A 14,847-nucleotide genomic window follows, 5' to 3' on the forward strand; every position below is an offset into this window, starting at 1 on the left:
TGGTTGCGATGGGCAGCGTTGTAGTCCCTGCGCCAATCAATCTTTGAACATTTGATTGATCTGCCCGAATGGCAGCGCGCGGTCGGCGAAATCGAAGGTGCCTTGCCCCTGAATTTCCTGCGCGGCCTGATAAAACGCGCCGTAGGCGGCACGGGCCATGGCCGAGCCAACGCTGATCCGTTTCACGCCCATTTCACTGAGCTGCGTGACGGTCAACTTGAGACCGCCGGACATCAACACATTGACCGGTTTCGGCGCCACGGCACGGACCACTGCCAATATCTCTTCAGCGTTGCGCAGGCCCGGCGCATAAAGCACATCGGCGCCCGCCTCGGCAAAGGCCTGCAAACGACGAATGGTGTCGGCCAGATCCGGATTACCGTGCAGGTAATTCTCGGCACGCGCGGTCAGGGTGAACGGGAACGGCAAACTGCGCGCTACTGCGACAGCCGCTTCGATTCGTGCCACAGCATGTTCAAAGCAGTAAATCGGGCCGTCTTCGCGACCTGTAGCGTCTTCAATCGAGCCACCTACCGCACCCGCAGTGGCGGCGCGCAGCAGGCTCTCGGCGGACGCCTGCGGGCTGTCGGCGAAACCGTTTTCCAGATCAACCGCCACCGGCAGATCGCACGCACTGACAATCGCCCGAACGTTGACCAGCGTCTCTTCGAGTTTGACCGCGCCATCCGGGCGGCCCAGCGAAAAAGCATAACCGGCACTGGTGGTCGCCAGCGCCTGGTAACCCAGGCCGGCAAGCATTTTTGCCGAACCGGCGTCCCATGGATTGGGGATCACAAAAGCGCCGGCACCTTCGTGTAAGGCCTTGAAGGCCTGAGCTTTAAGGGTTTGCGCATCCATTGGCTCACTCCTGCAGAAGGGATAAACCCGTCGTCAGAGCAACCCAAGCTGCTCGACGGCGGGTTCTCTGTATAGCTCAGGCAGCGCCGGCAAGCCAGGCAAACGCGCCATTAACCGCGTGTGAAAGCGTTGCGCCAAAGCGGCGGCCAGCAGGTTGTCGGCGGTGTGCAGGAAGATATACGGCGTGCGGCCCTCTTCGATCCATTGAGCAATTTTCTCGACCCATGGCGTCAGGAACGAATCATTGGCTTCAAGCACCGGATGACCGATGAAGCGCACTTGCGGGAACTGGGTGAACGCCGCCGGACGCGGTGGCACCTTGGGCTTTTTCGCTTGCGCGTGAAGCACCGAGGGTTGCGTCGACGTGCAACTGAACAGCGCCCGTGGATCAAGGCAAATGCGCTCCACGCCACGGTCCAGCAACAGCCGATTGAGCTTGCGCTCGGCTTCGCCTTTGGCGAAGAAGTCCCGATGCCGCACTTCAATGGCCAAGGGCCGCTGCACCCCATCGATGAACCCGGCCAGCTCGGCCAGCCGTTGCGGGGTAAAGGCTGCCGACAACTGCAGCCAGAGCGGTGAAACCCGCTCACCAAGCGGGCTGAGTAATTGCACAAAGGTTTGGGCGGCGCTCAGTTGCTCGCGCAGGTCGCCGCCGTGGCTGATGTCGCCGGGGAATTTGGCGGTAAAACGAAAGTCTTCGGGCATCGTCTGTGCCCAGCGCTCCACCGTCGCCGGCGCAGGGCGCGCGTAGAACGTGGTGTTGCCTTCAACGGCGTTGAACACCTGCGAGTACAGGCCGAGAAATTCATTGGGACGGGCGTTTTGCGGATACAGGTATTCGCGCCAGGCGTTTTCGCTCCAGGACGGGCAACCAAGGTAATAAGGCAGTCGCATCAGATGTGCAGGTCTAGACCCAACACTTCCATATCCCAATCGACGAAAGATGCGGTACTCAAGTAGCTGGCCAGGGCCATCGCCACGCTTTTGCTCATGGCGCGGTGGTAGATCATGTCCTGCTGACGGGCGGGGAGATTGCTCAGGCGTTGCGCAGAAGCCTTGGCGGCGCGGGCGGCCAGTTGCTCCTCGGAAGGAAACTCCAGCTCGCCATCGATGTCCTCGAGGGACTCGTCCACCGACACATTGCCTTTGCGTGGCTTGCGCTTGATGGGGTAGGACTGAGAAGCAAAGCTGTCTATGCGCATAGGTGCAAACTCGCTATCGATGATGGCAATTTAGCGGCACTTACCAGTGTGCGCAAACTACCAAGTGATAACTAGAGCACAGAAAACAGAAAAGGTTTAAAGGCGCGCGGCAGAAACTGACCATTGGCAGTGCCCCTGTGGCGAGGGAGCTTGCTCCCGCTGGGAAGCGGAGCGTCCCCAAAATCTACAACCTCATTTTGTCAGCTATATCGCGTCGGTTGATCTGCGGGCGCTTCGCACCCGAGCGGGAGCAAGCTCCCTCGCCACAAAGGCACTCGGATTCACTTGGCTTTTGGGGTTGCCACTTTGTCGCGCAGGTAAACCGGTTGTGCGTCGTCCGCCGGGATGCCTTCGCCACGTTCCCAGGCGAAACGGGCCAGGGTCAGCAAGTCTTCGGCGTGAGGCAACATGCCGGCATCCTGGCCGATCAGGTTGACCGCGATGCGCTCGCCATAGCCCCAACCGGTGCCCGCGCCGAACCAGTCGCCCGTGGCATCTGCCGGCAATGCGGCAACGTGCGGCGGCAACACCGCTTCAGCCCCTACCAGACGCATTTCGCCGGCGGTTTCGCGGTAGCAGCCCCAATAGACTTCATCCATCCGTGCATCGATGGCCGCCGCGACCTGCCGTGCACCGTGCTCACGCAATGCGCGCTGCGCCAGTACCGCCAGGTTGGACACCGGCAACACCGGACGATCCAGCGCAAACGCCAGGCCCTGAACCACGCCAATGGCGATTCGCACGCCAGTGAACGCACCCGGGCCACGACCAAAGGCAATCGCATCGACCGCTTGCAAGGTGGTGCCTGCATCAGCCAGCAACTGCTGGATCATCGGCAGTAACTTCTGCGCATGCAGGCGCGGGATCACCTCGTAATGACTCGTGACCTTGCCGTCATGCAGCAAGGCAACGGAGCAAGCTTCAGTCGCGGTGTCCAGGGCCAGCAAGGTGCTCATCGATGTTTCCGTAAAGAGAAGTGGAAAAAGTGCGCCAGTATAAACAACAACGGCCCGCAAGCGGGCCGTTGAACGTAACGCCAATCAGCTTTCTCAGCTCAGCGCTTCAAGCACCTTGCCGGTGATGGTTTCAACCGAACCGACGCCTGCGATGTGGCTGTACTTCGGCTTGCCTTGAGCAGCCGACAGCTGCTGGTAGAAATCCACCAGTGGCTTGGTCTGGGAATGATAGACCGACAGACGATGACGCACGGTTTCTTCAGTGTCGTCTTTACGCTGCACCAGCGCTTCGCCGGTGACGTCGTCCTTGCCCGCGACTTTTGGCGGGTTGTAGACGGTGTGGTAAACGCGGCCGCTGGCTTCGTGTACGCGACGACCGGCGATACGCTGAACGATTTCTTCGTCATCAACGGCGATTTCAACCACGTGGTCCAGTTCTACACCGGCATCGACCAGGGCTTCAGCCTGAGGAATGGTGCGCGGGAAACCGTCGAACAGGAAGCCATTGGCGCAATCAGGCTGAGCGATACGATCCTTGACCAATGCGATGATCAGGTCGTCGGAGACCAGGCCGCCCGCGTCCATGATGCTCTTGGCTTTGATACCCAGCTCGGTGCCGGCCTTGACTGCAGCACGCAGCATGTCGCCGGTGGAGATCTGTGGAATAGCGAATTTTTCAGTGATGAACTGAGCCTGAGTACCTTTACCGGCCCCGGGAGCTCCCAGCAGAATGACGCGCATCGATGTGCTCCTCAATTTCTTATTTAGATAACGATCGGATTTGCCGCGTGGGGCCAATCTCAAAAATAGGGTCGTGGGCCGCCCAAACGGCCAAAGGCTGATCAAGATACACAGCAGGCCCTGCCCACACAAGCCGCCGAAAGTCGGAGCAACCCGTGTCTGTTACGCCCTGACGAGGAGGCGATCCAAGTCGCAACCCCATAACAAAGTGTCGCCTGACAAGCGCGACCGGCCCCCGCGGACCGGTCGCCTGTCGCAGTAAAACGGTTTGCGACACCCCGCAAAAGACCTTAGCCGGTATTTCGCAAACCGGCTGCAATCCCTGCCACAGACACCAGCAACGCCTGCTCCACCGGGCTGCCCTGCACCACTTCCGGCTGCCGCGAGCGAGCCAATAGTTCGGCCTGCAATAGATGCAGCGGGTCGAGGTAGGTATTACGCAAACGGATGAACTCCAGGGTGTCAGGGCTATGTGCCAGCAGCTGCGACTGACCGGTCAGGCCAAGGACCACGGAGCACGCCTGCGACAATAGGTCGCGTAAATGCACACCCAAAGGTAACAAATCAGGCTCGACCAATCGCTCGTCGTAGGACTGGGCAATGTCCGCGTCAGCCTTGGCCAGCACCATCTCCAGCATGTCGATGCGCGTGCGGAAGAACGGCCACTGCTCACGCATCTGCGCCAGCAACTCGCCCTCACCGCGCGCCAAGGCGTTGCTCAATGCCGCTTCCCAGCCGAGCCAGGCCGGCAGCATCAGGCGGGTCTGGGTCCAGCCGAAGATCCACGGAATCGCCCGCAGGCTTTCGATCCCGCCGGCACGACGCTTGGCCGGACGGCTGCCAAGCGGCAGACGCCCGAGTTCCTGCTCGGGCGTGGATTGACGGAAATACTCGACGAACTGCGGATTCTCCCGCACCACGGCGCGATAAGCGCTGACGCCATCAGCCGCCAATTCGTCCATCAGGCCGCGCCACGCCGGTTCCGGCGGTGGAGGCGGCAACAGCGTGGCTTCCAGCACTGCGGCCAGGTACAGGTTGAGGTTTTGCTCGGCGATGTCCGGCAGGCCGAACTTGAACCGGATCATTTCCCCTTGCTCGGTGGTACGCAAACGCCCGGCCACCGACCCCGGAGGCTGCGACAGAATCGCCGCGTGCGCCGGACCACCACCACGGCCCACGGTGCCGCCGCGACCATGGAACAACAACAGCTCGACTTGTTGTTCGCGGCAGATATCCACCAAGCGTTCCTGCGCCCGGTATTGAGCCCAGGCCGCCGCCGTGGTGCCGGCGTCCTTGGCCGAGTCGGAATAACCGATCATCACTTCCTGCGGGCCCTGCAAACGCGAGCGGTAACCCGGCAGCAGCAACAGTTTCTCGATCACCGGGCCGGCGTTGTCGAGGTCGGCGAGGGTTTCGAACAGCGGCACGACGCGCATGGGTCGCAACACACCGGATTCTTTAAGCAGCAGCTGCACGGCGAGCACGTCCGATGCGGCGCCCGCCATGGAGATCACATAAGAGCCCAGCGACGCCGCCGGTGCCGCCGCGATTTCACGACACGTTGCCAGGACTTCGGCGGTGTCGGCCGACGGTTTGAAATACGCCGGCAGGAGTGGCCGACGATTGTTCAGCTCGCCCATCAGGAAGCTGATGCGCGCTTCCTCGTCCCAGTCTTCATAGCGACCGAGCCCAAGGTAGTCGGTGATTTCGGTCATCGCCGACGCATGCCGCGACGAGTCCTGGCGCACGTCGAGTCGCACCAGGAACAGGCCGAAGGTCACCGCCCGACGCAGGCAATCGAGCAACGGACCATCGGCGATCACGCCCATGCCGCATTCATGCAGCGATTGATAGCACAGCTCCAGCGGATCCAGCAGCTCGCGGTTGTTTTGCAGCACATCGGCCGGTGCCGAGGTGCTCGCGGTCAGGGATGCCTGCGCCCAGTTACGCGTCGCGCGCAGGCGTTCGCGCAGCTGTTTGAGCACTGCACGGTAAGGTTCGGCACTGTCCCCGACCTTGGCCCGCAATGCGGTGCTGGCCTGCTGCATCGACAAATCGGCAGCCAGATGATCGACATCACGCAAGTACAAATCGGCCGCCATCCAGCGCGCCAGCAGCAAGACCTCACGGGTCACCTGCGCGGTGACGTTGGGGTTGCCATCACGGTCGCCGCCCATCCACGAGGCGAAGCGAATCGGCGCCGCCTCCAGCGGCAAACGCAGACCGGTGGCTGCATGCAGGGCCTGGTCGGCCTTGCGCAGGTAGTTGGGAATCGCCTGCCACAGCGAATGCTCGATCACCGCAAAGCCCCACTTGGCTTCATCGACCGGGGTTGGCCGGGTGCGGCGAATTTCTTCGGTGTGCCAGGCTTCGGCGATCAGGCGCTGCAAGGTCGATTTGATCTGCTCGCGCTCGGCGCCGGTCAGGTCGCGGTGATCCTGTGCCGCCAGTTGCGCGGCAATCGCGTCGTATTTCTGGATCAAGGTCCGGCGGGCGACTTCAGTCGGGTGCGCCGTCAGTACCAGCTCGATCTCCAACCGTCCCAATTGCCGCGCCAGCACGTCGCTGCCATGCCCTTCAGCCCGCAGGCGAGCGAGCAGTTCGGGTAGCACCCGCGCCTCGAACGGCGCTGGCCGGGACTCTTCGCGGCGGTGAATCAACTGATATTGCTCGGCGATGTTCGCCAGATTCAGGAACTGGTTGAACGCCCGCGCCACCGGCAGCAGTTCATCTTCAGTCAACTGGTTGAGACTGGCGCGCAGTTCAGCGTCTGTCGAGCCACGTCGGTCAGCCTTGGCACCCTTGCGGATCAACTCGATCTTGTCGAGAAAACCATCCCCGTACTGCTCACGAATGGTGTTGCCCAACAACTCACCCAGCAGGTGAACATCCTCGCGCAAGCGTGCATCGATATCAGTCATCAGCAGTTCTCCAGCGAATGGCAGTCGACTCCAAGAGTGCCGTCCACAGCGGGTTCTTACAAGTCCGACGACAAATCGACGGTAAACCCTGAAGGTTGGGGCTAGTCTGAAGAATAAGCCGTACAAAGGCTTGCTACCGGCCACGGCCGGATACTCATCTCCCCTGCTATAGGCAGGTGCACATTGAGGTCATTATGAAAATCCGTGAATTAGCCCAGCATTGGGAAGAAACCGCCAAAGGCCGTTTGACCAAGACCGGCTACACCATTCACCTGGACGTCGAAGCCGCGGCGCGGTTGGCGGCGATTACCGAGATGTACCCCAAACGCCACCCCGAAGAACTGCTGGGCGAACTGATCGGCGCGGCCCTGGAAGAGCTCGAAGCAAGCTTCCCTTACATCAAGGGTCAGCAGGTGGTCGCGACCGACGAGGAAGGTGACCCGCTCTACGAAGATGTCGGCCCGACACCGCGTTTTCTCGAATTATCACGGCGCCATTTGCACGATTTATCGGCTCAGAACGGCAAGCAAAAACACTGACGAACCCTCAGTCTGTAGGAGCAAAGCTTGCTCGCGATAAGGTCGACGCGGTGTATCTGATATACCGCGTCATCGTTCATCGCAAGCAAGCTTTGCTCCTACAGGGGGGGGTTATTGTTCGAGCTGCGGCGTTTCCTGTCCCATGCAACGCACGGCTTTCTTCTTGTTGTTGACCAGCACACCTGTCAGGCCTTTCTGTTCGGTGTCGAACAACACCAATACCCCATCGACGCACTGGGCGACTTCTGCCGCCGGCTCCAGCGAGACTTTGTAGTCTTCGCCCGGCACGGTCTTGAGCATGGTGAAATCGTTGAGCAGCAGCGCGTCTTCCGGTTTGGCGAAGTGCAGGTAGCCGTAGTACCACAGGCACGCGACGGTGCCGAGGATGCTGCAGATACCGGTGATGATCAGCGGGATGGCGTTACGTTCTTCACTCATTGCGGACTCTCTGGAGGTTCAACTTCTGAATTCTGGGGTGCCGGGTAATTGGGCGTTTCGCCCAAGCGACGCAGACCGTTGAAGTGCTGCGGGTCATCGAGATAGCGCAGCATGACGGTGCGCCAGACCGGCTCGGCGAACGTCTGCACATGGCCGCCACGGACCAATTGCAGCACCTTCGGCGGGGGCGCAGCTTGATACAGTCGGATGCCATTGGAAAGAGGCACGAGCGGATCGTCGATGCTGTGGTAGATCAGCTTTGGCACGCCATTGAGCTGCGGCATCGCGTTGATCGCGCTGTCCGCGTCCGGCACCAGCCAGGACAATGGCACCTGAAACGGCCAGGTCATCCACGACGTACTCAGTGCAAATCGCCCGACATCCCGGTAACTGGCCGGCACGCCGTCGAGGACCAGCGCCTTGAGCCGGCGTTGACGCTCGGGGTGTTCAGCCAGGTAATGCACGACCAGCGCACCGCCAAGGCTCTGGCCCAGGACGATCAACGGTCTGCCCTGAACCTCGGGCGCCTGGTCGAGCCATTTGAATGCAGCGTCGATGTCCTGATAGATCGCCGGCAGGCCGGGTTTACCCTGCGACAGGCCATACCCGCGATAGTCCACCAGCAACACCTGGTAACCCTGCTTCGGCAGCCACCAGCTGGCCCCCAGATGCCCGGCGAGATTTCCGCCATTGCCGTGCAAGTGCAGCACTGTGCCCTTAACCGCTACGCCTTTTTTGGCCGGCAGCCACCAACCGTTGAGTTTCACGCCATCGGCGGTGGTCAGGGTGACGTCACGGTACTCAAGCCCGGCTTTTTTCGGGGTGAACGGCAGACCGGGATCGGGGTAGAACAGCAAGGAACTGCAACCGCCGAGGGTCAGGAGCAGGCAAAGGACGCCGAGGATTCTCATCCGTTGAAGCCTCGTAAAAAAGATGAGAGCGTCTCTACCCTGTAGGAGCAAGGCTTGCCCGCGATGGAGACACCGCGTGTCTTCAGGTAAACCGCGTCATCGTTCATCGCGGGCAAGCCTTGCTCCTACGGATGTGAGGTGATTACAAAATGTTCGAGTAATCTGCCTCGATCCGGTCCAGGCTCAGGTGGTTGAGGAAGTTGGAGAAACACATCCAGGCCGACAAGGCGTTCATGTCACGGAACTGGTCCGGCAGGTACTTGGGTGGTTCCACCAGGCCTTCATCCACCAACTGACGCAGGGTTCGCATGTCTTCCAGGGTGGTCTTGCCGCAAAACAGCAAAGGGATCTGCTCAAGCTTGCCTTTACGCACGGCCAACTGAATGTAGTTGTAAACCATGATAAAGCCCTTGAGGTAGGACAAGTCTTTGGTAAATGGCAGGCCATTGGGTATCGAACCCCGGAAAACCCGGCTGGCATTGCTGTAACTTTCAGCCATCTCGAAGCCTTGAGCGCGGAAGAACTCAAAGATCTGCAAGAAGTCCGCGCCCTCCTCGGCCATGTGAATCGCGCGGGTACGGTTGGTCAGTTTGCGCAGGCGACTCGGGTAGGACGCAAAGGTGATGATTTCCATCAGAATCGCCAGGCCTTCCTGGGTCACGGTCGACGACGGTGGACCTTTGGAGAGGAAGGTGCAGATCGGCTGGTTCAGGCCATTAAGGGTGGTGCCGACATGCACCAGGCCTTCATGGACTTCCAAAGCGCGCACGTCACGTTCGTTGAACATCGCGTCAGCGCGGATCTTGATGTAGTCGGCACCGGCCGCCGCATCCGCGACAATACCGTCGGACTCGAACACCCGAATGGTTTCCTCGGCTTCGCCAAAGACCTTGTTCAAGCGGGTTTGCAGCAAGTGCACGGCTTCTTTGGCGGTGAGAATCTTCGGCTCGTCCTTGAGGTCGCCCCGGCCATCGATGTTGTTCAGGTAGTCGGACATCATCAGGCCAAGGTCGGCCAGGGTCGGGTCACCGGCGTGGAACGCATCGGACGCGGCGCCGTAAAGCTCCTGGGAGATCAACCCGAAATCTTCAGTGCCACGCGCTTCGAGCATCCGCACCACCATGCGGTATTCCTTGCACATGCGGCGCATGATCTGCCCGACAGGGTTGAACTGACCGAGCTGACGGGTGATGTCGCGCTCGATATTCTGGAATTCCAGCTTCACTTTGCTGGAGTCGAAGGACAGCGGCCGATTGAGGTAGTAGTCGCGGTCCACCGCCGGCATTTCCTTGCCTTTGGCCTTGAGGAAGCCCTTGCGGATGTTGTCGTCCCACTTGACCGCATCGAGTACCCGTATCGGCGTCTGCGCCAGCACAATGCGATCGGACAAGGTGCGTATCGTCTGCTGGTATTCGTCCACCCGAAACTCCTGCTGTAAGTACCATTCAGTTACAACGCAACACTGTGGGAGCGAGCCGGCTCCGGGCGGCGTTCCGACGAAGACGGAGTATCATCCAACAGATATGCTGAATATCAGATCGCTTTCGCGAGCAGGCTCGCTCCCACAGGATCAATGTTGATTTCCTATCGGGCTACACCGAGGCCAATACCAGGTGCATGTACCGAGTCAGAATGCCGAGCATCTCTTGTTCGGCCTCGGGCTCTGCGTCGTTGAGCAGGCCCTGATATTCCATCCGGCCGACAATCGCCGTCAACACTTTGGCATCCTGCTGTGGCTCTCGGGAACCCAATACCTGGAAAAGCTGGCAGGTGCCCTGCAAAAGAATTTGCTGATGCGAGCGCACCAACAGTGCCAGACGCGGGTTGAGCAAGGCTTCCTGGCGGAAGGCCTGCTCGGCCATCAGGTGCTCGCGGCGGTTGATCAATTGCCGGTGAACGTAATCCGCCATCAGCCGGGCAATATCGTCAGCCAACTGTGAGCGGGACTCGGGACTGCCATCACCACTGATGACCAATTCGCGCAACAGGCCTTCGTTGTTGGCCCACAACCTGGCCATGAAGGCAGCGCTGCGCTCAACGTATTGAGCGAAGGTATCGGTGAGCAGGTCATCGATATCCTTGAAATAGTACGTGGTCGCCGACAGCGGCACACCGGCTTCAGCGGCCACTGCACGGTGACGTACCGCACGGACACCATCGCGTACGACGATACGCATCGCCGCATCGAGAATTTCCTGTCGACGCTGCTCACTTCCTTGTCTACTGGCTTTGCGGCCTTGGTACTGAACACTTTCAGCGACCGCAGTGGCAATGCCAGCTGCTCCTTCTTGAGCCATTGCACGATTCACGACAGGTATTCCTCTCTAACGTCAAAAGTAACCAATTGATACATTTGTACCAGACAGGCAATAAAAAGCCGCCTGTTATAGGCGGCTTTTTAATTGAAACACTTACGCTTGCGGCCGCATGTGCGGGAACAGGATCACATCACGAATCGACGGAGAGTTGGTCAGCAGCATCACCAGACGGTCGATACCGATACCTTCGCCGGCGGTCGGCGGCATGCCGTATTCCAGCGCACGTACGAAGTCAGCGTCGTAGTGCATGGCTTCGTCGTCACCGGCGTCCTTGTCAGCCACCTGAGCCATGAAGCGCTCGGCCTGGTCTTCGGCATCATTGAGCTCGGAGTAGGCGTTGGCGATTTCGCGGCCACCGATGAACAGCTCGAAACGGTCGGTGACGTTAGGGTTCTCGTCGTTGCGGCGGGCCAGCGGCGACACTTCGAACGGGTACTGGGTGATGAAGTGCGGCTGCTCCAGCTTGTGCTCGACCAGCTCTTCGAAAATCATGACCTGCAGCTTGCCCAGACCTTCGAAGCCGAGCACTTTGGCGCCGGCCTTCTTCGCGATGGCGCGAGCCTTGTCGATGTCAGTCAGGTCGTCGGCGGTCAGCTCAGGGTTGTACTTGAGGATCGAGTCGAACACCGAGAGACGCACGAACGGCTCGCCGAAGTGGAACACCTTGTCGCCGTAAGGCACGTCGGTGCTGCCCAGAACCAGCTGCGCCAGTTCACGGAACAGTTCTTCGGTCAGGTCCATGTTGTCTTCATAGTCGGCGTACGCCTGGTAGAACTCCAACATGGTGAATTCAGGGTTGTGACGAGTCGAGACGCCTTCGTTACGGAAGTTGCGGTTGATCTCGAAGACCTTTTCAAACCCGCCCACAACCAGACGCTTGAGGTACAGCTCCGGTGCGATACGCAGGAACATTTCCATGTCCAGCGCGTTGTGGTGAGTCTCGAACGGCTTGGCCGCCGCACCGCCCGGGATGGTTTGCAGCATCGGCGTTTCGACTTCCAGGAAGTCACGCTTCATCAGGAAGCTGCGAATGTGTGCAATCACTTGCGAACGCACGCGGAAGGTCTGGCGTACATCTTCGTTGACGATCAGGTCAACATAACGCTGGCGATAGCGCTGCTCGGTGTCGGACAGGCCGTGGTGCTTGTCCGGCAACGGGCGCAGGGATTTGGTCAGCAGACGCACGTTGGTCATTTCAACGTACAGGTCGCCCTTGCCGGAACGGGCCAGGGTGCCTTCGGCAGCAATGATGTCGCCCAGGTCCCAGGTTTTCACGGCGGCCAGGGTTTCTTCGGACAGGGTTTTACGGTTGACGTAGACCTGAATGCGCCCGGACATGTCCTGGATCACCATGAACGAGCCACGGTTGAGCATGAGACGACCGGCAACCTTGACCGGGATCGCAGCCTCTGCCAGCTCTTCCTTAGTCTTGGAAGCGTACTGTTTCTGCAAGTCTTCGCAGTAGGCGTCGCGGCGGAAGTCGTTGGGGAAGGCCTGGCCCTTGGTGCGCTCGGCAGCAAGCTTTTCCTTGCGCAGGGCGATCAGGGAGTTTTCTTCCTGTTGCAGGGCTTGCGGATCGAGTTCTAGGTCGCTCATGTCTTTAAATTTTCCATCACAGGTTCGTTGCCCCCACCGATGGCAGGGGACTTGAGGTCTTGACTGGCGGTTTACAAGCCTTGCTTCAGGCTCGCCACCAGGTATTCGTCGATGTCGCCGTCGAGCACCTTGTCGCAGTCGCTGCGTTCGACGTTAGTACGCAAATCCTTGATTCGCGACTGGTCGAGTACGTACGAGCGAATCTGGTGACCCCAACCGATGTCCGACTTGGTGTCTTCCAGGGCTTGGGAGGCAGCGTTGCGTTTCTGCACTTCCTGCTCGTACAAGCGCGCCCGCAACATTTTCATCGCGGTGTCTTTGTTGGCGTGCTGGGAACGTTCGTTCTGGCAGCTGACCACGGTGTTGGTCGGTACGTGGGTGATACGTACGGCCGAGTCGGTGGTGTTTACGTGCTGACCACCGGCGCCCGAGGAGCGGTAGGTGTCGATGCGCAGGTCTGACGGGTTGATGTCGATTTCGATGTTGTCATCGATTTCCGGCGACACGAACACGGCCGAGAACGAGGTGTGACGACGGTTACCGGAGTCGTACGGGCTCTTGCGCACCAGACGGTGCACGCCGATCTCGGTCCGCAGCCAGCCAAAGGCGTATTCACCCTTGATGTGCACGGTTGCGCCCTTGATCCCGGCGACTTCACCGGCGGAGAGTTCCATGATGGTCGCGTCGAAACCGCGTTTGTCCGCCCAGCGCAGGTACATGCGCAGCAGGATGTTCGCCCAGTCCTGGGCTTCGGTACCGCCGGAGCCGGCCTGGATATCCAGGTAGGCGTTGTTGGCGTCCATCTCACCGCTGAACATACGGCGGAATTCGAGTTTTTCCAGGGCCTCGCGCAGACGCTCGACTTCGGCAGCGACGTCATCGACGGCGGCCTGGTCTTCTTCCTCTGCGGACATCAACAGCAGGTCTTTGGCGTCGGCAAGGCCGCTGTGCATCTGGTCGAGGGTTTCGACGATCTGCGCCAGAAGGGACCGCTCGCGGCCCAGTTCCTGAGCGTACGACGGGTTGTTCCAGACATTCGGATCTTCAAGCTCGCGATTGACTTCGGTCAGACGCTCATGCTTTTGATCGTAGTCAAAGATACCCCCGAATAGTTTCGGAGCGCTCGGACAGGTCCTTGATACTGTTAAGGATCGGGTTGATTTCCATGGCGGGCAGCACTCGTTGGCGAACTTTTGAAAGCCGGCGAGTATAACGTAATCAAGCTGTCACGGCAGCCCGCCTGGCGGCTTTAGCGGCGAATGAGGTTGGAGCTGAAATCGCCCCCTCACCCTCACCCTCTGGGGAAAGGGTGAGGGGTGGGTTCAGAACCTCATTCGATCCCTACCTGATTGCGTCCATTGTTCTTCGCCAGGTACAACCCCTTGTCCGCTGCCGACATCAATTGACGGCAATCACTGCCCGGCTCCGGGGTCATGGTCGAGAGGCCGATGCTGATGGTCAGGCTCGCACCTTCGGCCGGGAAAACATGCGGGATTTTCATCCCAGCCACGGTCTGCCGGAGTTTTTCCGCGACCAGGCGTGCCCCGCCCGGCGAGGTGTTGGGCAATACCAGGACGAACTCTTCGCCGCCATAACGCGCCGGCAGATCGGAAGGCCGGCTGCTGGCATCGCGAATCGCCGCGGCGACTTTGCACAGGGCTTCGTCGCCTTCAAGATGACCGAAGCTGTCGTTGTACAACTTGAAGTAGTCGACATCGATCATCAATAGCGACAGTTGCGTCTGGTCACGCATGGCCCGGCGCCATTCCAGCTCGAGGTATTCATCGAAATGGCGGCGGTTCGACAGGCCGGTCAGGCCGTCGGAGTTCATCAGGCGTTGCAGCACCAGGTTGGTGTCGAGCAACTGCTGCTGACTGACTCGCAGCGCCCGGTAGGCCGCGTCGCGCTGGATCAGGGTCATGTAGGAGCGCGAGTGATAACGAATGCGCGCGACCAGTTCGATGTTGTCCGGCAGTTTGACCAGGTAATCGTTGGCCCCCGCAGCAAACGCCGCGCTCTTGATCAGCGGATCCTCCTTGGTCGAAAGCACAATGATCGGAATGTCCTTGGTCGCCGGGTGGTTGCGGTATTCGCGCACCAGCGACAGGCCGTCCAGACCGGGCATGACCAGGTCCTGCAGGATCACCGTCGGCTTGATGCGAATCGCCTGGGCGATGGCCTGATGCGGATCGGCGCAGAAATGGAAGTCGATATTTTCTTCGTTCGCCAGCCCGCGGCGCACGGCTTCACCAATCATCGCCTGGTCGTCGATCAGCAGCACCATCGCGGCGTTCTCATCGGTTTTAAAGGCGTCGAGCTGTAAATCATCCATGTGCGGGCACCTGAATAAGGCAAGTGCAGCTGCAA

General features: G+C 60.0%; 14 protein-coding genes. 1 reads left to right on the forward strand and 13 read right to left on the reverse strand.

What is annotated here, in order from left to right; translation table 11 throughout:
* Positions 1 to 36: 36 nt before the first annotated feature.
* The 6 genes from HK44_RS09315 to ppc form a co-directional block, all read right to left on the reverse strand.
* Positions 37 to 858, reverse strand: coding sequence for an isocitrate lyase/PEP mutase family protein (locus HK44_RS09315; RefSeq protein ID WP_019692060.1), 822 nt, complete (start codon positions 856 to 858; stop codon positions 37 to 39).
* Positions 859 to 891: 33 nt separating this feature from the next.
* Positions 892 to 1,752 carry a DUF72 domain-containing protein gene (locus tag HK44_RS09320; protein ID WP_019692059.1) on the reverse strand — a complete coding sequence of 287 codons (861 nt, stop codon included), beginning with the start codon at positions 1,750 to 1,752 and terminating at the stop codon, positions 892 to 894.
* Complete coding sequence (locus tag HK44_RS09325) at positions 1,752 to 2,060, reverse strand: hypothetical protein (protein WP_019692058.1); 309 nt, start codon at positions 2,058 to 2,060, stop codon at positions 1,752 to 1,754. Before HK44_RS09325 ends, HK44_RS09320 begins: the two co-directional genes overlap by 1 nt.
* Before the next feature lie 281 nt (positions 2,061 to 2,341).
* Entirely contained in the window at positions 2,342 to 3,016 is a 675-nt protein-coding gene (tsaB, locus tag HK44_RS09330; RefSeq protein ID WP_019692057.1) for a tRNA (adenosine(37)-N6)-threonylcarbamoyltransferase complex dimerization subunit type 1 TsaB, read from the reverse strand.
* 93 nt (positions 3,017 to 3,109) lie between these two features.
* Positions 3,110 to 3,757, reverse strand: coding sequence for an adenylate kinase (gene adk / locus HK44_RS09335; RefSeq protein ID WP_019692056.1), 648 nt, complete (start codon positions 3,755 to 3,757; stop codon positions 3,110 to 3,112).
* 290 nt (positions 3,758 to 4,047) lie between these two features.
* A complete protein-coding gene (ppc, locus tag HK44_RS09340; RefSeq protein WP_019692055.1) occupies positions 4,048 to 6,678 on the reverse strand; it encodes a phosphoenolpyruvate carboxylase in 2,631 nt (876 codons plus the stop codon).
* 194 nt (positions 6,679 to 6,872) lie between these two features.
* On the opposite strand from ppc, the gene HK44_RS09345 reads away from it, so the two are divergent.
* Positions 6,873 to 7,217, forward strand: coding sequence for a hypothetical protein (locus HK44_RS09345; protein ID WP_019692054.1), 345 nt, complete (start codon positions 6,873 to 6,875; stop codon positions 7,215 to 7,217).
* A 111-nt stretch (positions 7,218 to 7,328) separates the two neighbouring features.
* Here HK44_RS09345 and HK44_RS09350 read toward each other — a convergent pair whose 3' ends face one another.
* The 7 genes from HK44_RS09350 to HK44_RS09380 all read right to left on the reverse strand — a co-directional run bounded on the left by HK44_RS09350 (position 7,329) and on the right by HK44_RS09380 (position 14,812).
* Positions 7,329 to 7,655 carry a hypothetical protein gene (locus HK44_RS09350; RefSeq protein ID WP_019692053.1) on the reverse strand — a complete coding sequence of 109 codons (327 nt, stop codon included), beginning with the start codon at positions 7,653 to 7,655 and terminating at the stop codon, positions 7,329 to 7,331.
* Positions 7,652 to 8,566, reverse strand: coding sequence for an alpha/beta hydrolase (locus HK44_RS09355; protein WP_019692052.1), 915 nt, complete (start codon positions 8,564 to 8,566; stop codon positions 7,652 to 7,654). The genes HK44_RS09350 and HK44_RS09355 overlap by 4 nt, the downstream gene beginning before the upstream one ends.
* Positions 8,567 to 8,708: 142 nt before the next feature.
* Positions 8,709 to 9,986: a flavohemoglobin expression-modulating QEGLA motif protein gene (locus HK44_RS09360; protein WP_019692051.1), complete on the reverse strand. Its 1,278-nt coding sequence runs from the start codon at positions 9,984 to 9,986 to the stop codon at positions 8,709 to 8,711.
* 172 nt (positions 9,987 to 10,158) lie between these two features.
* On the reverse strand, positions 10,159 to 10,863 hold the full coding sequence (locus HK44_RS09365) for a TetR/AcrR family transcriptional regulator (protein WP_019692050.1): 705 nt from the start codon (positions 10,861 to 10,863) through the stop codon (positions 10,159 to 10,161).
* 114 nt (positions 10,864 to 10,977) lie between these two features.
* Entirely contained in the window at positions 10,978 to 12,480 is a 1,503-nt protein-coding gene (lysS, locus tag HK44_RS09370) for a lysine--tRNA ligase (protein WP_019692049.1), read from the reverse strand.
* A gap of 71 nt (positions 12,481 to 12,551) precedes the next feature.
* A protein-coding gene (gene prfB, locus HK44_RS09375) for a peptide chain release factor 2 (protein WP_102667242.1) occupies positions 12,552 to 13,647 on the reverse strand; the annotation gives its coding sequence in 2 pieces (ribosomal slippage) (positions 12,552 to 13,574 and positions 13,576 to 13,647; 1,095 coding nt in all).
* A gap of 163 nt (positions 13,648 to 13,810) precedes the next feature.
* Positions 13,811 to 14,812 (reverse strand): response regulator, encoded by a 1,002-nt coding sequence (locus tag HK44_RS09380; RefSeq protein ID WP_019692046.1) that lies wholly within the window; start codon positions 14,810 to 14,812, stop codon positions 13,811 to 13,813.
* Between the last annotated feature and the right edge of the window lie 35 nt (positions 14,813 to 14,847).

Origin of the sequence: Pseudomonas fluorescens HK44 (assembly GCF_000217955.3) — a bacterium.
Lineage (GTDB): Bacteria > Pseudomonadota > Gammaproteobacteria > Pseudomonadales > Pseudomonadaceae > Aquipseudomonas > Aquipseudomonas fluorescens_AQ.